Annotated in this window: 24 protein-coding genes; 20 read left to right on the forward strand and 4 right to left on the reverse strand. The window is 48.9% G+C overall.

Going from position 1 to position 18,233, the window contains the following annotated elements; all coding sequences use genetic code 11:
• The first annotated feature begins 19 nt into the window (after positions 1–19).
• From ehbF to QFX39_RS04375, 12 genes are read left to right on the forward strand one after another with little or no spacing between them, the layout of a single operon-like run.
• The gene (gene ehbF, locus QFX39_RS04320; protein ID WP_300477758.1) at positions 20–1,516 is read left to right on the forward strand and encodes an energy conserving hydrogenase EhbF; all 1,497 of its coding nucleotides are present in this window, start codon (positions 20–22) and stop codon (positions 1,514–1,516) included.
• Positions 1,517–1,527: 11 nt separating this feature from the next.
• On the forward strand, positions 1,528–1,863 hold the full coding sequence (locus QFX39_RS04325; protein WP_013296422.1) for a hypothetical protein: 336 nt from the start codon (positions 1,528–1,530) through the stop codon (positions 1,861–1,863).
• The gene (locus QFX39_RS04330) at positions 1,856–2,152 is read left to right on the forward strand and encodes an energy-converting hydrogenase B, subunit H (protein ID WP_013296421.1); all 297 of its coding nucleotides are present in this window, start codon (positions 1,856–1,858) and stop codon (positions 2,150–2,152) included. Before QFX39_RS04325 ends, QFX39_RS04330 begins: the two co-directional genes overlap by 8 nt.
• Entirely contained in the window at positions 2,149–2,610 is a 462-nt protein-coding gene (locus QFX39_RS04335) for an MnhB domain-containing protein (RefSeq protein WP_300477759.1), read from the forward strand. Before QFX39_RS04330 ends, QFX39_RS04335 begins: the two co-directional genes overlap by 4 nt.
• Positions 2,611–2,623: 13 nt before the next feature.
• The gene (locus QFX39_RS04340) at positions 2,624–2,851 is read left to right on the forward strand and encodes an energy-converting hydrogenase B subunit J (protein WP_300477761.1); all 228 of its coding nucleotides are present in this window, start codon (positions 2,624–2,626) and stop codon (positions 2,849–2,851) included.
• A gap of 21 nt (positions 2,852–2,872) precedes the next feature.
• Complete coding sequence (locus tag QFX39_RS04345; protein WP_300477763.1) at positions 2,873–4,216, forward strand: 4Fe-4S binding protein; 1,344 nt, start codon at positions 2,873–2,875, stop codon at positions 4,214–4,216.
• A gap of 15 nt (positions 4,217–4,231) precedes the next feature.
• Entirely contained in the window at positions 4,232–4,741 is a 510-nt protein-coding gene (locus QFX39_RS04350) for a 4Fe-4S dicluster domain-containing protein (RefSeq protein WP_300477765.1), read from the forward strand.
• A 10-nt stretch (positions 4,742–4,751) separates the two neighbouring features.
• On the forward strand, positions 4,752–5,198 hold the full coding sequence (locus QFX39_RS04355; RefSeq protein ID WP_013296416.1) for an NADH-quinone oxidoreductase subunit B family protein: 447 nt from the start codon (positions 4,752–4,754) through the stop codon (positions 5,196–5,198).
• Between the two features lie 18 nt (positions 5,199–5,216).
• Complete coding sequence (locus QFX39_RS04360; protein ID WP_300477769.1) at positions 5,217–6,347, forward strand: nickel-dependent hydrogenase large subunit; 1,131 nt, start codon at positions 5,217–5,219, stop codon at positions 6,345–6,347.
• 5 nt (positions 6,348–6,352) lie between these two features.
• The gene (locus QFX39_RS04365) at positions 6,353–7,342 is read left to right on the forward strand and encodes an NADH-quinone oxidoreductase subunit H (protein WP_300477771.1); all 990 of its coding nucleotides are present in this window, start codon (positions 6,353–6,355) and stop codon (positions 7,340–7,342) included.
• A 10-nt stretch (positions 7,343–7,352) separates the two neighbouring features.
• On the forward strand, positions 7,353–7,604 hold the full coding sequence (locus QFX39_RS04370; protein WP_300477772.1) for an energy-converting hydrogenase B subunit P: 252 nt from the start codon (positions 7,353–7,355) through the stop codon (positions 7,602–7,604).
• Positions 7,605–7,620: 16 nt separating this feature from the next.
• Entirely contained in the window at positions 7,621–8,277 is a 657-nt protein-coding gene (locus QFX39_RS04375; RefSeq protein WP_300477774.1) for a DUF5612 domain-containing protein, read from the forward strand.
• 33 nt (positions 8,278–8,310) lie between these two features.
• On the opposite strand, the gene QFX39_RS04380 is transcribed toward QFX39_RS04375, so the two are convergent.
• The 3 genes from QFX39_RS04380 to QFX39_RS04390 form a co-directional block, all read right to left on the reverse strand.
• Complete coding sequence (locus QFX39_RS04380; RefSeq protein ID WP_013296411.1) at positions 8,311–8,580, reverse strand: hypothetical protein; 270 nt, start codon at positions 8,578–8,580, stop codon at positions 8,311–8,313.
• A gap of 154 nt (positions 8,581–8,734) precedes the next feature.
• A complete protein-coding gene (locus tag QFX39_RS04385; protein ID WP_300477775.1) occupies positions 8,735–9,505 on the reverse strand; it encodes a Dna2/Cas4 domain-containing protein in 771 nt (256 codons plus the stop codon).
• Between the two features lie 138 nt (positions 9,506–9,643).
• Positions 9,644–10,915 carry a homoserine dehydrogenase gene (locus tag QFX39_RS04390; protein WP_300477776.1) on the reverse strand — a complete coding sequence of 424 codons (1,272 nt, stop codon included), beginning with the start codon at positions 10,913–10,915 and terminating at the stop codon, positions 9,644–9,646.
• Positions 10,916–11,200: 285 nt separating this feature from the next.
• Between QFX39_RS04390 and QFX39_RS04395 the strand changes: the two genes are divergently transcribed.
• Complete coding sequence (locus QFX39_RS04395) at positions 11,201–11,641, forward strand: hypothetical protein (RefSeq protein ID WP_300477778.1); 441 nt, start codon at positions 11,201–11,203, stop codon at positions 11,639–11,641.
• The gene (locus QFX39_RS04400) at positions 11,638–13,329 is read left to right on the forward strand and encodes an Ig-like domain-containing protein (protein WP_300477974.1); all 1,692 of its coding nucleotides are present in this window, start codon (positions 11,638–11,640) and stop codon (positions 13,327–13,329) included. Before QFX39_RS04395 ends, QFX39_RS04400 begins: the two co-directional genes overlap by 4 nt.
• Positions 13,330–13,381: 52 nt before the next feature.
• Here QFX39_RS04400 and QFX39_RS04405 read toward each other — a convergent pair whose 3' ends face one another.
• The gene (locus tag QFX39_RS04405) at positions 13,382–14,401 is read right to left on the reverse strand and encodes a DNA polymerase subunit beta (protein ID WP_300477779.1); all 1,020 of its coding nucleotides are present in this window, start codon (positions 14,399–14,401) and stop codon (positions 13,382–13,384) included.
• 131 nt (positions 14,402–14,532) lie between these two features.
• On the opposite strand from QFX39_RS04405, the gene QFX39_RS04410 reads away from it, so the two are divergent.
• The 6 genes from QFX39_RS04410 (at position 14,533) to QFX39_RS04435 (ending at position 18,219) form a co-directional block, all read left to right on the forward strand.
• Positions 14,533–14,898, forward strand: coding sequence for a PPC domain-containing DNA-binding protein (locus QFX39_RS04410; protein ID WP_300477780.1), 366 nt, complete (start codon positions 14,533–14,535; stop codon positions 14,896–14,898).
• A gap of 121 nt (positions 14,899–15,019) precedes the next feature.
• Complete coding sequence (locus QFX39_RS04415) at positions 15,020–15,586, forward strand: DUF366 family protein (RefSeq protein WP_300477781.1); 567 nt, start codon at positions 15,020–15,022, stop codon at positions 15,584–15,586.
• A 30-nt stretch (positions 15,587–15,616) separates the two neighbouring features.
• The gene (locus QFX39_RS04420; protein ID WP_300477783.1) at positions 15,617–16,093 is read left to right on the forward strand and encodes a 6-carboxytetrahydropterin synthase; all 477 of its coding nucleotides are present in this window, start codon (positions 15,617–15,619) and stop codon (positions 16,091–16,093) included.
• Positions 16,094–16,098: 5 nt separating this feature from the next.
• Positions 16,099–16,833 (forward strand): 7-carboxy-7-deazaguanine synthase QueE, encoded by a 735-nt coding sequence (locus QFX39_RS04425; protein WP_300477784.1) that lies wholly within the window; start codon positions 16,099–16,101, stop codon positions 16,831–16,833.
• Between the two features lie 11 nt (positions 16,834–16,844).
• Entirely contained in the window at positions 16,845–17,408 is a 564-nt protein-coding gene (locus QFX39_RS04430; protein ID WP_300477786.1) for a CBS domain-containing protein, read from the forward strand.
• Entirely contained in the window at positions 17,401–18,219 is an 819-nt protein-coding gene (locus QFX39_RS04435; protein ID WP_300477788.1) for a CBS domain-containing protein, read from the forward strand. Before QFX39_RS04430 ends, QFX39_RS04435 begins: the two co-directional genes overlap by 8 nt.
• Positions 18,220–18,233 lie beyond the last annotated feature (14 nt).

The following is an 18,233-nucleotide window of genomic DNA, read 5'->3' on the forward strand; positions in this document are numbered from 1 at the left end:
GTTTAACAGGTGAGAAATTATGAATCCACTTATACCGGTCATGGTGGTTTTACCGATTCTGTGCGCACTTCTACTTAACCTCCTTCATGGAAGGGACAGAACCGTGAAGGCACTGGCTGTTGCAGTGGCAATCGTGCTTCCAGTCATACCCCTCCTTGCAGGGTACGGTGCACATTACTTTGGGGGCTACGCCCCCCTATCAGAGAATCCCGCCATCGCATCGGGGCTGCCCGAGTCCGTAAAGTCATCGTACCTCTACTCGTTTCACCCTGGGATAACATACCTCTTTGGAAGTGCCCAGAGGATATTCCTGCTCATACTATCAATCGTGGCGTTCCTGGCAGTTTTAACATCCCTCAATGAGGTCAGGAAACCTTCAGGCGTCTACGCATTTCTCATGTTTATGGGGACAGCAGCTGTTACAGCCATAGTCCTCACAGATGACATATTCAACCTCTATGTCTTCTTTGAGATAGCGGCGCTTGCACAGGTTGGTGTGATACTCTGCTCGGGGGTGGAGCGCAGCTATGAAACCGCACTCAAATACATGATGATAGGTGGAGTGGCAGCCCCAATGCTCCTCCTGGGGGTGGCCATACTCCTTGCACTGACAGGTAACGTTAACATATCAGATATAGTGTTTTCAATGAGAAATGGCCTTGTTAACCCTGGCAGCCCCCTGTTCCTGCTTGCATCATCACTCATACTCTTCGGGTGGCTCTATGGAACAGGGCTCCCACCATTCCACACCATCAAATCAGCGGTCTACAGCAGGGCCCTCCCCCATGGGGCGGCACTTCTTCAGGCCTTCTCTGTCTTCACCTTCACAGCCCTCGCACTGGTCATACTGAGGATGTTCTACCATATGCCGCTTGTGAGGTGGGCCATGGTGTTCTTCTCACTGGCAGGGATGGTTCTGGGTATAAGCATGGCCCTCATGCAGACGGATCTAAGGAGGATGATAGGTTTCCTTGCGGTGGGTGAACTCGGGTACATTGGAATAGGCCTTGGCCTTGGAACCGCAGCCAGCATATCGGCGGGTCTCTTTCAGGCTGTCAACGAGGCCCTCATAACAGCATGCATATTCCTGGGCTTCGGGACAATCTTCTACATGACCGGGAAATCCGACCCTGAAAGGATAGGGGGCCTCATAGCATATAAACCAGGTCTTGCAGGTCTCGTGATGCTTTCAGGATTCATAATGGCGGGTGTACCACCATTCAATGTATTCCAGAGCAAACTGATGCTCATACAGGCATCCATCCAGGCAGGATTCCCTGAGCTGGGTGTTGTGATGATACTCCTCAGCATAGTCACCTTCATGACCTTCCTCAGGGCATTCTATTCGGTTTACCTCAGACCCGAACCTGAGGGAATGGAACTGGAATCAGAATCGGTCCCCAGGTCAACGGTATTCTCACTTGTGGTGCTGATTCTCATATGCACGGCACTGGGACTGGCGCCCTGGATTGCAACATCCCAGTTCACATCACTGATACAGGGTCTTATAATATGAGAGGGGATGAGATGAGCTTCTATGATACGGTAATAGACAGGATAAGGGAATTAACAGAAAAAGATGGTGAGAAGGGAGTAAGCAACATTTCGGCCTCAGCAGCACTCACAGCAGAGATAACCGTAACTGCAGCTGTCCTGATAGCTGCGGTGATGCTGAGGAAGATAAATTTCATCCTCATGGTGTTCACGGTTCTCCTCCTCGCGGTCTTCCTCCTGACGTCGTTCCCACTCTCTGTGAGACTCAGAAGGGAACAGGGGGACGAGTTCAGCAGGATGATATTTTATGCGCTCATGACACTCGGAATACTGGTTTCAATATTCTATTGGGGTGGTTCAGGTGTCTGAATCCATCAGGGGGCTCATGGCAACGGTGGCCCTTGGCCTCTTCGGGGTAACACTCTTCGATGCCATCATTGACCTTAGCAAGGTGATAAACCCGGGGATAAGCATCATCTACAATTACCTCGGAACAAAGATAGCCCCAAACATGGTGACGGTTGTCGTGTTTGACTGGAGGGCCTACGATACACTTGGAGAGGCCCTTATACTTGTCACGGCTGTGCTTGTAACCCTTCTGGTATTTGGAAGGGGTAAGGTCCAGATAGGGAGAGATGATGGAGGGAAAGAGAGATGAGTACAATACTTAAGATATTCGCATTCCCTGCAGCAATATTCATAATGTGCCTGGGGATCCTGACGGTGCTCGGGGGCCACATCACACCTGGAGGAGGCTTTCAGGGGGGCGCGATGGTTGCAGCAGGGTTCATATTCTGTGCAGTCGTATACGGAATCGAAAAGAGCCCCTTCCAGTTTTCACATGAATTCATGTCTGCAATGGAAAGCATAGGGGCACTTGGATACGTCGCACTGGGACTCTTCGGCCTGTTATTCTCGGGTTTCTTCCTTTACAACCTGGGAGTTGACCTTTATGGCATATCACAGAGTGTCAGCGGCTTCTTCAACTACCCTGACCCGACGCATGCAGGTATAATACCCTACCTAAACATAGTTGTGGGTCTCAAGGTCCTTGTGGGGCTCAGTGCAATCGTAATAACCTTCATGGAGTTCAGGGGTGAAGAGGTCACAGAATAGTGGGGAATCAGGAATGTTTGCAGGTCCAATAATCTTCGGGTTTCTACTTGGATTCATACTTGGAAGCAGAATAAGGGATGATGAGTTTCCCGCATCCACCTACATCGTGCTGCTACTGGTCCTCATCCTGGTGGCATGGAACATCGGTCCATTCCCGTACTACACCGATATCCCCATCGCCACAGGGTTTGCGGCTGCAGCAGCAGGTATGGTGGTGGGCAAACTCTTACTTGGGCGCTGATAATATCATGGGGTTAGTATCATGTTCATATCAACAGGAAAATGTGAGGGACTTGGAGAATGCATCAGGGCATGCCCGACTGAAGCAATAAGGATGATTGATGGGAGGGCCTTCAGCTGCATAACCTGCGGTGCATGCATGGAGGCCTGTCCAAACAAGGCAATACGCAGGAACAGGTATGGGGGATACGTGGTTGACAGGGCAAAGTGCAACGCCTGTGGTGTCTGTGAGATGACATGCCCTGTAAACAGCATAAGGATAGAGGATGGTGTCGTTAAGGGCATATGTGCAAGGTGCGGGCTCTGCGTCGATAAATGCCCGCTGGGTGCCAGGGTGGATGCATTTGACCTCATAGAGGACAGACAGCTCCGTTTCCTGGAATCACTAAACCTGGCGGTGAAACCACCGGTGAGGAGAACACCACAGAGCCATGAGGCCACCAGGATAAATGTGATCACTGATCCTGATAAATGCACCCTCTGCAGGAGATGCCAGTACTACTGTCCAACAGGCGCGATAATCGTTGATACAGATGAGGGAGTATGCACAGAGTGCCGTGTCTGCGAGGATGTCTGTCCCGTGGGGGCGATAGAGGACCTTAAGATAGACCCTGAGAAGTGCACACTCTGCCTCAAATGCCTCAGGGAATGCCCGAGCAGAGCAATATACGTGGATGACTTTGAGGTGAAGATAAGGAGGCCAGAAACAGAGCGTGAGGGCACCATAGTATCCTGCCTCAACTGCGGGTTATGTGCAGGGGCCTGTGAGAGGGGAGCCCTCAAAATGGTTGACGGCAAACTGAGATACGACCCATCACTCTGCAGGGACTGTGATGAAACCCCCTGCATAGACGCATGTCCCGTTGGAACCCTTAGGATGGTTGAAGGGGAACTGAGGGGCTACTGCGTATCCTGTGGCCGCTGCGTTAAGGCGTGTGATGTGAGCAGGGCCCGAGACTTCAGGACGGTGAGATGGGATGGATCGGTTTCAGAGGACTGCATATCCTGTGGTGTGTGCTCAGAGATATGCCCTGTTGATGCCATAACCCTTAAGAGGGGCTCCATAGAGGTGGACACCGATAAATGCATACTCTGTGAGAAATGCGGAATCCACTGCCCTGCAGATGCCATACCAAAAACTACCATGAAGAAGAGAAGGATAACAGGCGGCTTCACACTCATAGACCCGCGCCTGTGCATTGGATGCGGCCTCTGCCTGGATATATGTCCTGAGGATGCAATATCAAGAGATGAAAGCGGACTAATGATCGTGGATGAGGATAAATGCATACACTGCGGTGCATGTTCAAACATATGCCCTGCAAGGGCGGTTCTCTTTGAGAGGGAGTTCGGTTTATCAGATTAAGGGATGGTGGCTCAGGTGAAGAACATATTAAGGATAATGCTGGAGGGTTCCTACACAAACCTCAAGAGAATACTCTTTGCAGCAGACCGGGTAACTGACATGGAACTGAGAAAAAGGATCCTCGAGGGCACAGTGGAACCGGAACCAAAGGTTGCTGAGGTATCATGCATAGGATGCGCTGGATGCTCAAATGCATGCCCAACAGGGGCCATCGAGATGAAGGACCTGGATGAACCTGTTGAAATCATAGAGGGCCTCATAAAGAGACAGATACCGGTTCTCAGCAGTGAGAAGTGCGTTCACTGCTATTACTGCCATGACTTCTGCCCCCTCTACGCCCTCTTCGGGGAACCAGGGACCATCCACCCCAATGATGTGGGGGAGGTGGAATTTGACGCCGGAGCCGTACTTCAGAAGCCCGTTAAGATAAGTGAGGATAAACTGAAGTTCATATCACAGTTCCTGGCGGATAAAAGCGTTATAAAGAGGACCGATACCCTTGCAGAGGCTGCAAGGAAGATGTAGGTGATGGATTATGGGTCTCAAATCATTTTCAAGGGCAAGAGCTGTACATGCAATGCTCGTATACACAGGGGGATGCAACGGCTGCGACATAGAGATAGTGAACGCAGTTCTCTCACCGAAATATGACGCCGAACAGTACAAGATCTTCCTGACATGGAACCCCAGGGAGGCCGATGTACTCATAGTAACCGGCCCGGTCACAAAACAGAATGAAGGGCCACTTAAGGAGATATACAATGCAATACCAGAACCCAAGGCTGTTATAGCTGCAGGGGCATGCGCTCTGATGGGCGGGGTCTACAAGAATATACATGGGGACATCCCCTCAGAGGAAATCTGCGGCCCAGTGGATAAGGTCATACCTGTGGATGCAAAGGTCCCTGGATGCGCGGTAAGACCTGAAGATGTCCTTGCAGGGGCAGTCGCAGCACTGCCAAAACTTCTGGAGGCAGATTGATAATTCAGGGTGCTTACAATGGATGGGAAAAGGGAGATAATTGAGACAGAAATAACAATGGGTACCGTGCACTCGGCAGCCATAGAACCCTACCGTGTGAGGCTGTTCGTTGAGGATGAAATAGTCAGAGACGCCGAGATAACCGTTGGGGTCAACCACCGGGGAATTGAAAGGATAATGGAGGGCCTCCCTGTGGAGAAGGCCAACAGCCTGACAGAGAAGGTATGCGGGATCTGCTCAGGCGTCCACCTCTGGAATTCAGTCCTGGTGGCTGAGAAGGGCCTCGGAGTGGAGATACCCGAAAGGGCATCCTACATAAGGATAATAGTTGGGGAACTTGAAAGACTCCACAGCCACCTCCTCTACCTGGCCCATGGAAATGAGGTCCTTGGGCATGAAACATTCTCCATGAGGCTATTCTACATAAGGGAGACCGTCATGGAACTTCTGAGGCTCATAGGAGGTAACAGGGTACAGTACGGCGTACCCATCATCGGAGGCATAAGACCGAGGGCAGACCTTGACGAGATGAAAATCCAGAGGATAATTGAGGGAATGGACTTCATAGAGGAGAAGGTTGAGGCCTTTGCAGAGAGGTTCACCTCCGATCCAATGGTAATGTCCCGCATAACAGGGGTCTGCCCCATAAGCAGGAAGGATGCCCTTAGATTACATGTAACAGGCCCAACACTCAGGGCAACTGGTGTTGAATTCGACCTGAGGACTGAAATGCCATGCTACGAGCCATTTGAATTTGATATCATAACCCAGGATGGTGGGGATGTCAGGGCAAACCTCCTCATGAGGGTCCTCGAGATATTTGAATCCATAAAGATAATAAGACAGGCCCTCAGGGACCTCCCGGATGGAAGGGTTGTTGACAGGAACTGGGAGATGCAGGATACAGGGATAGTAAAGAGCTACGTTGAGGCCCCAAGGGGGAGACTCTACCACTCCTATGCAATAGAGGATGGAAGGGTGAGGGGCTCAATAATAAGGACACCCTCAATGTCAAACATAGGTGCCATGCAGTATGCCTGCATAGGCCACCACATCACCGATGCACAGCTCGGGATAGTGCAGTGCGACCCCTGCTTCACGTGCACAGACAGGGCAATTGAAATAATAGACCTCAATGCTGAAAGGTGATCAAAGTGGACGCATCATATTCAATCATATCTGTCACTGGAACAGTCCTCCTCGGATTGATTGTAAGCCTCTGGCTGCCGGGGATTGAGAGGAAATTTGTCCATGCAAGGATACAGCAGCGCATAGGCCCCCCTGTTTCAAGCCCGGGGCTCATGGCCGCACTCAAGTTCTTCTACAAAAAGACAATTGAGCCATGCTCACCCCTCCCACGCCTCTACAACTCACTCCCCATTATAGGGTTCATATCAGCACTCCTCATACTTCTCTTCCTCATACCCCCCATGTACACCTTCGGTGCCCTCGCAAGCCTGGTCGCGGTTGTGGGATTCCTCAAGATAGAGGAGGTGATCTACGTCTTCATGGGTTCACTCTCAAGGTCAGTCATGTCCCTGAGGATGCCATTCCCTGACCTTGCAAAGGGGGCCAAACACCCCAATGTCCAGAGGTACTTCCTTGAGGATCTGAGTGCAATGAGGGCTTTCAGGCTGATTGCATTCGGGTCATTCCCCATATACATCGCACTCTTCGTGCCGGCGGTTATGGCTGGAAGCATATCCATCGGGGACATCGTGGCATACCAGGCAGCCAATGGCCCGGTACTCTTCACCCTTGCAGGGGTTATAGGTACCGTGGCATTCTTCATAGGCTACATGATACTCCTCAACGAGTACCCCTTCGCCATACTCAAGACCAAGGCCGATGTCATAGAGGGGCCATACATGGAGTACGCTTCAAAGTACAGGGCATTCGTCTACATAACCCGGGGATTCCTCATGTTCACACTGGGGTGTCTCTTCTCCGTGCTTTTCATCGGGGTACCCCCAAACATACTCAGCTGGGGCATACTCGTCAACCTGGCAGCTGCAGCTATATTCCCCGTAATCATGGCAGTCTTCAGTGCATTTGCACCGGTATTCACTTTCAAGCAGTTCTACCCCGTAACAGCAGCGGCATCGGTGATAGGGGTCCTGGCACTGGTGGTGGCATTTGTATGAAGGTGATAGAATGAAGATGGTTATAAGGCCGCATCACATGATAAGCCTCGGCGGATACATAGTGGAACTGGAGTTCCCCTACAGGAACCTCATAGTCGTGAATCCAACCGACGAGCACATCAAGATAGAGGTCCCCGTGTTTGATGAGGACTGGATAGAGGAACACAGGGAACTGGGCCTCAGAATAATACCCGTAAGGGATGAGGATAACTACCTGAGCCTCTGGAGGAGGGAGAAGGCCCTCCTGGAGGCCTCAGATTAAATTTTTCGTGGTTTAAATGAGTTCAGCGGCTCTCAGTATAAAGACGGTTGAGAGGCCAGGAGTTCTCAGTGAGATAACCGGCATGATAGCCTCAAGGAACATAAACATCACCTACGCCCACCTCTACGTTGAAAGGGATGGCCATGGCTCCATATACATGGAACTTGAGGATGTGGAGGACATGGAGTCCCTCCTGGATGAAATCAGGTCCTCAAAAACAGTGGTTGATGTCAGGGTGCACAGGTCACTTGAGGAGATCTATGGTAAGAGGATAATCATAATAGGTGGAGGGGCCCAGGTATCCCAGGTTGCCATGGGGGCCATCAGCGAGGCCGACAGGCACAACATAAGGGGCGAGCGCATAAGCATCGACACCATACCCCTCGTAGGGGAGGCTGAACTTGCGGAGGCTGTCAGCGCCGTTGGGAGGCTCCCAAGGGTGGCCGCCCTGGTACTTGCCGGTTCACTGATGGGTGGGGAGATCACAAGGGCTGTTGAGAGGGTTAAAAGTGAACATGATATCATCGTCATAAGCCTCAACATGCCAGGGAGCGTCACAGGTGTTGCGGATCTTGTTGTGACAGACCCCATACAGGCGGGGGTTATGAGTGTAATGGCCGTTGCAGACACAGCGGTTTTTAACATCGAAAAGGTAAGGGGTGAAAAATTCTAGCCACCCAAATAAAGGGTAAAAAGATTTAGGGCTTCAGCTCATCTCGATAGCCCTTATAAGTTTACTGGCCGCGTTTTTGAGTTCAGGGTCCTTTATATCACCACTTTCCCTTATTTTAAGGGCCAGTTCAAGGACCTTTGATACATCTGATGGCTTGAGGTTCTCTGCCATTTCAAGGTAGGTCTGGTCCTCTTCGGGTATTTCATCCTTCTTCTTGGCAGCGAGTTCCAGGAGAACACGGCAACTGCTCATCACATCCGGGCTGTCAATATCCTCACACTTTTTAAGAAGCTCCTCCTTCATATCATCACCTTGAATTATTATGTTTTAACGGTTATTTAATTCTAATCATTTTAGCGGCAGTAACGTCGGGGTCTTTTTTACATGGCTGATGATTATTATAGCGGATTGTGATCTCATGTGGATTTATTGGTGTGCAGGTGATGATATAATACAGTCATTTCAGCGGAAACTCCCGTGAGCAGGTCTCTGCAAGACCGCAGCCTGCACATTTAGATGGACTCACCTGAACTTCAGGCAACTCACCATCATCCTTTATCCTTCTTATATCGTCCAGGATATCGAAGAGGTACTCCCTTCTCCCGTAATCTGCCAGCACGGGTCTTCTCGCACCGGAAAGCAGGTATTCTATGAATGAAACCAGGGTCTCTGTCTCAAATTCCCTCTCAACCAGGATAGCATGTGCTGTGAGTTCAAGGCTGTCGGCTGGCCAGACACCCCTGAAGGGAGGTTTGGAGGTCTTTATCTTCAGGGGGTAGTAGGAGCCATCAACCAGCTCCATGGTTACACGTCCATGGATCTCAAGGGAAGGATCGTTGATCGGGTAATCCCTGATCAATGGTGGAAACAGCACATGGGCCGCCATGTCCCCCGAAAGACCAAGGGTGCTCATAGCCCTGATTATCCTGTTTGCAGTGGATTCAACCTCAAAGAGCATGAGGTCCATTATCTTATCCCTTTCAGTTTCATCAAGGCCCCTTATTATTCCCCCGAGGTCCTCCCTGAGGATGGATTCCAGTTCATCCATCCCGATGTCTTCGTCAATCTTCCGGGCTCTGCTCTCAGCAGCTGCCCTGAAGTCGAGGTAGGCATCCCTTAACCTTATTGCAAACCTGTTACCCGGCTCACTGATCCCCAGGAGTTCACGGAGATACACCTTCATGGGACAGAACATGAATTCAGATATCATGGAAACCGCAATGGACATAGGATTCACCACCATATTATTATTAATTTATTAATAAGTATTAAGTATGATGGTGGGAATCCCGGGGCTGAAGGAACTCATGGCAGGGGTTTACGTGATATATAAGCAATGAAAAACAAAAAGAGGAGATTTAAAAAATTAGAGTATTTTAAGCCGGACAGGTTCACCGGTGACCCACTGGATTTCAGATATCTCCCTGATGGCGCTCTGAATGTCCCCCTCGGCCGCCTCATGGGTTACTATGTATATGGGTACAGATTCCCCCTCAAGTGCACCCTTCTGTGTAACTGATTCAATGCTTATTTCATGCCTGCTGAAGGCCCCGGCTATCTCATGGAGAACCCCTGGCCTGTCAACCGCATCGAGCCTGATATAGTACCTTGATCTGGTTTTGCTGAACTCCCTTATGGATTCAACCATCCTGACACCGGGTCCTGGCTGCAGCGGACTTTCAGGGTTAAGGGCGATTTCCATACAGTCTGCAACAACTGCACTTGCAGTGGCCCTCCTCCCCGCCCCCTTACCATAGAACATCACAGGGCCGGTGAAGTCCCCTGTGATGTATATGCCGTTGAATACGCCATTTACAGATGAAAGCAGGTGTTCATGGGGTACAAGGAAGGGCATGACACCCATTTCCAGCTCACCATCATCCAGAGAGGCCGTTGCAAGAAGTTTAACACTGCAGCCGAGCTCCTTATTTGCGTATTCAATATCATCACGCCTTATACTGCTTATACCCTCCACATGCAGGTCCTCTTCGGGCACATAAATCCCGAAACCAAGTAGAGCCAGTATTATAAGCTTCTGGGCTGTGTCATGGCCCTCAATATCGAATGTAGGGTCTCTCTCAGCATAACCGAGCCTCTGGGCCTCCCTGAGGACATCATCAAATTCCATTCCCTCAGAGGCCATCCTTGTGAGGATGTAGTTGGCTGTGCCGTTTATTATACCGTAAATGGATTTTATCCGGTTGGCTGCAAGGGATTCGTTTAGGGCCCTCAGCACGGGTATGCCCCCACCCACACTGGCCTCGAATGCGATCCTCACCCCATTCTTCCTTGCAGCAGTTATTATCTCATCCCAGTGCCTGGCGAGGAGTGCCTTGTTGGCTGTTACAACGTGCTTACCATTTTCCAGTGCCCTCAGTATGAAGCTCCTGGCCGGTTCATAGCCCCCTATGAGCTCTATCACTATATCGATCTCAGGGTCATTGAGGATATCATCAGCGTCTGTTGAGAGTATCTGAGGGTCTATCTCAACGCCACGGTCAGTTTCTATGTCAAGGTCCACAACCCTTTTGAGTTTCAGGTCCTTTCCAGTTTTTTCTCTTATGAGGTCATGGTTGGTGTTGAATATCTCCACAACCCCCGCCCCGATTGTTCCAAATCCTATGAGTCCAACATTCACATGAAAACCTCCATGCATATTAAATGAATGGTATAACTCCATTTACTGTTATTCACTATCCACTTGATGATTTATCGTATTTGCAGTTTAAAATAGTTCAGCTTTCCGCTGAAATAGGGAAATTGAGTTGATTTTCATCGCTTCCTGATGAAAAGCCGAACCGTGGTGAGACCTGAAGTTATACTTCTTCACTACATTTTGGAATTTTGGGTTAAATAGTAAATAAATAGTAACTTATATATTGTTTTTTGTTCAATATATATCTCAATAGATGAGGGGAGGTGTATGTATAGAAAGGTCTTTATTTTGTTATTGGCTACTTTTTTTGCGGTTGCCCTTTCCGGCACAGCCTCGGGGGCTGTTTACAATGGTAAAGGAGATGTTTATGACACCATCCAGGGGGCACTGGATGATTGCAGACCTGGCGATACTATAAGGGTGGATGATGGAACCTACACCGAGAATATACAGATAAACAAGGAAAACGTGTTTCTCACATCAATAAACAGGGGAGCTGTTGTTATAAATCCAGCTGATCCCAATCGGCCCGTAATCAACGTAACGGCAGACGGTGTTGGTATACGTGGATTCAATATAACCGGTGGTAATGACTATGGAATAGTTGTGAATGCCAGCAACTGCACAGTATCACTTAACTACATCACTACAGCAGGGGGATTAAACTTAATGGTTCCTCCAACAGCACAATTAGGGGTAACACCATAACTAGCGGAGGAGACGCAATAGATCTCATAAATTCTTCAGGTAACCTGATCTCAGGAAACACTATAACTCTCAGATATATCGGCGTATACCTTAAGGATTCCTCATACAACACCATATCCCAGAACAGATTTGAAGAAAACACCTATTCAATTTCCATGAGCGGGGCCACCTTCAACACAATATCTGATAATAACATGACCGACAATAATCTTGGAATCTACAATTACGGTGCCAACAACACCATAACAGCTAACAGGATATTTAATTCGACCTGCTACAATATTCAACTCACAGGTAGCGATAATAACATCTATGGAAACTATCTCATAGAAGGTTTGTATTCCTTCGTAGCCGGTAACCGCCTTAACAACACAGAGATAGGTAACTACTGGTCAGATTACTCAGGGAATGACACCAATGGGGATGGACTTGGTGATATACCAACAACCCATGGAGACCAGAGGCCCCTCATTGTTGACCTTGCAGTGATTAATGCCACGGTAACACCCACAAACATTCAGGTGATTATAAGGAACAACGGCAGGGCCAACCTTACACGCATAGACCCCACAGGACAGTTCATGGTTAAGATAAACTGTGATGGCAATGAAACAGTTCACTACATAAATGCACTCAATTATGGCGAGACACAGACCATCACAAGGCCAGTAGGCCTCGGGCCAGGTGACCATGTTGTCAACATAACAGTTCCCTACAATGATACAACCCAGCTCCTGGAGGGTAAAAATATAAGGGACGCCTGTGTACCCAACAATAATCTCACAGTGAACAGGAACATTATACCCGCCACAATAAACTACGGTAACCTCACTGTAACACCTTTGAAGGGAATTGAACCATTAAATGTCACTGTAACGGCTAAAATCACAAATATCGGTGATTTTTCAAAGAATGAGATTGTATTGCTGGTCGTGGATGGCGCTATAGTTGATCAGAAGACCGTCGAAGTTGATGCACATTCAACGGTTACGGTGACATTCAGCATCCTTCTTCAGAATGGAACCCATAGCGTGACTGTAAACAACATGACACCGGTTAATGTTACAGTCTTCAAACCATTACGTGTCCTCTCAGTTGACCCGCCTAAGGGTGCACTTTCAGTTTCACTAACCAGGAAGATTGTTATAACCTTCAGTGAGAATATCCTCACAGGCACTGCCTACGGTAACATAACAGTCAAAACATCCAGCGGTGTCTCCAAGAAGATTTCCAAGAGTATAAGTGGTAACAGGCTCTACATTACCCCTGATGGTGGATGGAGCCCTGGAGTCAAGTATATAATTACCGTGCCATGGAACTCAGTTAAAACTGCCAATGGGGTTACCCTCACCTCTGATTTCAGTTCTTCCTTCACATCCGCAATTGCTGTGACCTACATTGACCCTAAAAATGGTGCGACAAGGGTTTCAAGGACCAAGACTATTGTTATAACCTTCAGTAACAGTATAATTGCAGGGCCAGCCTACAGCAAGATAACGGTTAAGACATCCACTGGAAGGTTGAATTCCATCAGTAAGAGGATCATAGGTAACAGGCTCTACATAAAACCCGTTGGCAGCTGGCGTGCACGTACAAAATACATCATAACTGTTCCAAGGACTGCGGTTAAGACCAGCACAGGTAACATGATGGCAGCGGACTTCAGATCAGCATTCACCACGGCTTAATAAACCCACTTTCTTTTTTTACAAAGGTATATCGGGTCTTTAACCTGTTATTTTATAATCTGAGTTCCTTTAGCTTTATGAACTCGTTCTCGGCCTCCCTTGTTGTCCCCACAACAACCCGGTATCCGTTTTCCCTTCCACTGAACCTTTCAAGCTTACCCCTTGCGATTATCCTTTCACCCTCCCTGGCCTGCCCCGCATAGGTATGGGTGAAGGACACAACCTCAGTGATTTCAGCTTCGGGCCCCTCAAGTACAATGACATCCTCCACAAGGTACCTTGCAGGGTTATCAAATGCCTCGATAGCGTCAGATACCGTGCACTCGACGGTCACCCTGCCGCAGTCCTCATAGGTTGTATCGGCCCATGAGCCCTGTATTTCACTCCAGTCCCTTGCAGCGAGGATATCGAAGAGGGTTCCATCAATTATTCCCCTGTTGTTCTTTCTCATCTCATACCAGCAGAACTCCCTGAAGGAGAGCGTATCATCGGTTATCCTTTTTCTGTAGACCTTCATGAGCTGTTCCTCATCCAGCCCATTCAGAGGACTCGCAGGGTCCCCCTTGAGTTCACCGAAGGCTTCCATGGCCCTTCTGTGGTTCCTCAAACCGTAAACCACAAAGTCGATATCGGAGTTCAGGGGGTCATATAATCCAGGAAGCACCGAACCTGAAACCCCCATGGATCTGTAGGGGATCCCTGAGGCATCATGCAAGGTGTCGGCAATCATCACAACTCTGGCAAGCAGCTGATCGGTTGGGGATTCCATTATATCCAGAAGGCGCTCGTCTGGCCTCAGTATACTATCCACCCTTTCATGGGGAACACCCATCATGAGTACACCGAGTTCCTCATAGGGGTGGAGATAGGTGGGGTGGTTCTCCTCAAGGAAGGTGTATGCCAGCTCAGAATTCACCTTTGAGTATCTTGCCGAATTCAGGGACCTTTCACCTTCACTGTCGGGTATGTAGCGTAAAAAGGATAGTATCCTGTCTTCTGGATGAACGTATGATGTAACAGCAAAGAATAGGTCATCGGATGTGTATATGAAGTCACGGATTCGGGCTTTCATAGGTAAATTAAATGCATGATGTAACTATAAACCTTTTCATATTTTTCTGATGTATCAGAGGGGCTGTATCTCTTCCTGGTTATCTGGATCCATGGATAATTAAATGAGGGCGGATCTGCAAATAATTTAATATGATTCTCCTAAGACTTGAGCCCGGCATGGATCTCATGGCTGAGATGGAGGCCCTGGAAGTTGAGGGCGCTGTTGTATCGGGTATAGGTAGCCTCCATGGTGTGAGGATAAGGACAGCGGATGAGAGCATCCTTACAGTTGAGGGCCCCCTTGAGATAATATCCCTTCAGGGGACAATTACAGGCGATGGTGTCCACATCCACATTGCAGTGGCTGATTCCTCTGGAAGTGTGCTTGGCGGACACCTCAAGGGTTATTGCAGGGTAAGGACAACCGTCGAACTTGCCGTGATACCCTATCATGGTAAACTGAGAAGGGTGATGGATGATAGAACCGGTTACAGGGAGCTACTGGTTCTTGACTGATTTCAAGCACATGGGAAGCTCAGACATGGAATCACTTCCCCGGGGGGATCTCTGTTACGGCTTTCCACGTGACTCAAATCCTACTTATAGGACCACATCCAAATAGTATAGTGGTGATTGGATGATATATGAGCACCTCGAGGACCCTATCCTGTATGATGGAAGCCAGATAGAACCTGCATGGGCCCTCAGTGAACTGGGAATAAAGGGTTCAAGCATAATAACCTGGATAGGCCCAATGGATGTGAAGAACATCGTGGACTACGAGGACGTTGACCTTGAGATAAAGTCTGAGAATGTCCTTCACTTCATTGTTGAACACTTTGATGAACAGCCATCAAGTCTGCGGTTATCATATCACAGGCAGAGGATTCTGGTCATGCTGTTAATGGAGGAACTTCGGGGTCATGGATTCGAGATCCGGAGGGAGGGTGATGACCTCTACATAGGTTCATCCAAGTTAACTGTTTCCATAGCAACTGCCTCGGTATCCAGCATGAAGATACACCTGGGTGTGAACATCCATGAGAAGGGCACACCAGATGATGTGGATACCGTGGGGCTCCTGGATGAGAGGCCTGAACTTGGGATGAAGGGAGTTGTCCAGATAGCAGAGAATGTTGCCATGGCATACATACATGAGATTGACTCCATTGAGGAGGACATATGCAAAACCAGAATCTTCTGAAGAGGCAGAGAAACTTCTGATGTGGTTAACATGAAAATAGTTATCAACGGGATACATGCCAATTTAAGGTTTTCAGCGGCACACATGATACCTGAACACGAGTCATGCGGATGCATACATGGACATTCATACATAGTTGACGTGAAGGTTGAGGGAAAAAGGAGTGGCAAACACGGATTCGTGGCTGACTTCAAGGACGTTAAGGCAGTGGTGAGAGAACTATGCAGCAGATTTGACCATAAACTCCTCATACCCCTCAGAAGTCCGCTCATAAATTTCTCATCAACAAGCGGAAACATCAAATTTGAGATCGGGGGTAAGGAGTACAGTATACCCGAGGAGGACTGCTGCCTCCTTGACCTGGAATCCAGTTCTGCAGAGGAACTTTCACGTTACTTTGCCTCAACCCTCTTTAAGGAGCTCGGCAGAAAGTACGACATATCCTCGGTTGAGGTCTGCGTAAATGAGGGGATAGGACAGGGGGCCATCTACACCATATCGCGGTGATCCACATGAGGGCACCCATTATGGAGGTCTTCAGCAGCATCCAGGGTGAGGGCCTCCTTGTAGGGAAGAGGCAGATTTTCATACGGTTCGCCGGCTGCAACCTTAACTGCAGCTACTGTGACACCCCAGAGAGCAGGGACCCATCCTGTGGGGAGGAACTCTCAGCAGACCAGCTTCTGGGGATGGTTGAAAACCTCATGACACCTGATTTTCATTCACTGAGCATCACGGGGGGCGAACCGCTTCTTTACCCGGACTTTATCAGGGAATTCCTTGAGGATTCCCCATGGAGTGCTCTTCTTGAAACCAACGGCTCTCTTCCGGCCAGCGCACGGAGGATATCCCACCTCTTTGATTACGCATCGGTGGATATTAAAACATCTGAACATTTTTCAGGGGATTTCAACCACATTATTACAGAATCCGATATATCCGGGCCAGATGACCTCATTGATCGGGAGATTCAAGTCATAAACATATTAATATCAAAAGGTGTAAATACATATTGTAAGGTGGTTGTGATGCCCACAACGGGGGCTGAATACATCGGGGCCCTGGCCATGCGGCTCCGTGAAGGCGTTGATGACCATGAAAAACTTTCAATGGTTATACAGCCCTGCAGTCCCCCTGAACAGTGGGCTCTGTACACTCCTCGCCTGCTGGAAATGTCTCAGGAAGCCGGAAAGTATATGGATGTTTACGTTATACCACAGATGCATAGGGCCCTTGGCCTTAGGTAGGAGGTTGTCAGATGGAAATGGAAACAAAGGTTACAGTCCATGATGCCATGACATCGAATGTTATAACAGCAGACCCTGGCATCAGCGTTGCAGAAGCAGCATCGATAATGACAGAAAAGAAGGTCGGAAGCATCATTGTGAAGAGCAACTCCGAACCTGAAGGACTCATAACAGAGAGTGACATCATAAGGAAGGTGGTTTCCAAGGACCTGGCTGCCAGCAAGGTTACAATTGGCGAGGTAATGAGCCGCAACCTCATAAGCATAGAACCTGAAAGGGAACTCAGTGACGCCGCAAGGCTGATGGCAAAGAACAGTATAAGGAGACTCCCTGTGGTTAAGGACGGTGCACTGGTGGGGATACTGACATCCTCTGACGTTATGATGGTCGCCCCTGAACTCACCGAGATCCTTGTTGAGAATGCAAGGATTGAGGAGAACAGGGCTCTGAAACCTGAGAATGAGAGGTCTGTCCCCGGCGTGTGCGAGGTCTGCGGTAACTATGAGGAGTACCTTGAGGAGTATGATGGTAGATACATATGTGAGGAGTGTAAAGAGGACCTAGAGGGTGAATGATTTGTTTGTAAGAGACGTAATGACTTTAAATCCCGTCTCAGTCTCACTTGAAACTGCCGCCACGAGAGTAAGATCCATTCTAAGGGATGAGGATTTCAGATGCGTCCCTGTGGTTGAGGGGGAGAAACTGAGGGGTCTTATAACAAGGGGTGATGTGCTCAACATCACAGCAACCAAGTCAAATCTTGAGGCAAGGGGTATAATGGAAAAACCAAAGGTTATCCTGACCCCTGAGATGGATGTGATGAGGGCAGCATATGACCTTTTAAAGGCCGGTGAGATACAGGCACCTGTTGTTGAGTCAGCCGACAGCATGAAGCTTGTGGGAATACTGAGTGCCATAGACCTCATATCAGGCTTCCTTGAAAATGGCTATGAGCCGGTCAGAAGCCCTGTAAGTGAGATAATGTCCCCAGACCCTGTTACATGTGAACACAGCGACCAGCTTTCAGCTGTATGGGATCTTATGGATGAATCAGGGTTTTCAGGCCTTCCTGTGATGAAGAATGGTAAAATGATAGGCATCATAACCAGGAAGGACCTTCTGAGGTACGGCCATGCAAGGATACACAGGGAATCAGGTGAAGTAAAATCCGTGGCGGTCGAGAAGATAATGAAGACACCCCCTGTTGCCATAACACCGGATACTCCTTCTGAAAAGGCCGCCTCTCTCATGCTGGAGAAGGATATTGGAAGGATCCCCGTGGTTGAGAACCCGGTATTTGTGAAGAGGGACCCCAGCATGGTGAAGGAGGCAGATCTTCTGGGTATAGTGTCCAGGGAGGACGTCCTGGAAGCATATATCAAGTGAAATGGTGGCTTGAT

The sequence above is a fragment of the Methanothermobacter sp. genome (genome assembly GCF_030055425.1).
Taxonomy (GTDB): Archaea; Methanobacteriota; Methanobacteria; order Methanobacteriales; family Methanothermobacteraceae; genus Methanothermobacter.

Bases quoted from the DNA above. Each gene is read 5' to 3' on its own strand.
- ehbF (WP_300477758.1), top strand. From the start codon at position 20: ATGAATCCACTTATACCGGTCATGGTGGTTTTACCGATTCTGTGCGCA.
- QFX39_RS04325 (WP_013296422.1), top strand. From the start codon at position 1,528: ATGAGCTTCTATGATACGGTAATAGACAGGATAAGGGAATTAACAGAA.
- QFX39_RS04335 (WP_300477759.1), top strand. From the start codon at position 2,149: ATGAGTACAATACTTAAGATATTCGCATTCCCTGCAGCAATATTCATA.
- QFX39_RS04340 (WP_300477761.1), top strand. From the start codon at position 2,624: ATGTTTGCAGGTCCAATAATCTTCGGGTTTCTACTTGGATTCATACTT.
- QFX39_RS04345 (WP_300477763.1), top strand. From the start codon at position 2,873: ATGTTCATATCAACAGGAAAATGTGAGGGACTTGGAGAATGCATCAGG.
- QFX39_RS04355 (WP_013296416.1), top strand. From the start codon at position 4,752: ATGGGTCTCAAATCATTTTCAAGGGCAAGAGCTGTACATGCAATGCTC.
- QFX39_RS04360 (WP_300477769.1), top strand. From the start codon at position 5,217: ATGGATGGGAAAAGGGAGATAATTGAGACAGAAATAACAATGGGTACC.
- QFX39_RS04370 (WP_300477772.1), top strand. From the start codon at position 7,353: ATGAAGATGGTTATAAGGCCGCATCACATGATAAGCCTCGGCGGATAC.
- QFX39_RS04375 (WP_300477774.1), top strand. From the start codon at position 7,621: ATGAGTTCAGCGGCTCTCAGTATAAAGACGGTTGAGAGGCCAGGAGTT.
- QFX39_RS04380 (WP_013296411.1), bottom strand. From the start codon at position 8,580: ATGAAGGAGGAGCTTCTTAAAAAGTGTGAGGATATTGACAGCCCGGAT.
- QFX39_RS04385 (WP_300477775.1), bottom strand. From the start codon at position 9,505: ATGTCCATTGCGGTTTCCATGATATCTGAATTCATGTTCTGTCCCATG.
- QFX39_RS04395 (WP_300477778.1), top strand. From the start codon at position 11,201: ATGTATAGAAAGGTCTTTATTTTGTTATTGGCTACTTTTTTTGCGGTT.
- QFX39_RS04405 (WP_300477779.1), bottom strand. From the start codon at position 14,401: ATGAAAGCCCGAATCCGTGACTTCATATACACATCCGATGACCTATTC.
- QFX39_RS04410 (WP_300477780.1), top strand. From the start codon at position 14,533: ATGATTCTCCTAAGACTTGAGCCCGGCATGGATCTCATGGCTGAGATG.
- QFX39_RS04415 (WP_300477781.1), top strand. From the start codon at position 15,020: ATGATATATGAGCACCTCGAGGACCCTATCCTGTATGATGGAAGCCAG.
- QFX39_RS04420 (WP_300477783.1), top strand. From the start codon at position 15,617: ATGAAAATAGTTATCAACGGGATACATGCCAATTTAAGGTTTTCAGCG.
- QFX39_RS04425 (WP_300477784.1), top strand. From the start codon at position 16,099: ATGAGGGCACCCATTATGGAGGTCTTCAGCAGCATCCAGGGTGAGGGC.
- QFX39_RS04430 (WP_300477786.1), top strand. From the start codon at position 16,845: ATGGAAATGGAAACAAAGGTTACAGTCCATGATGCCATGACATCGAAT.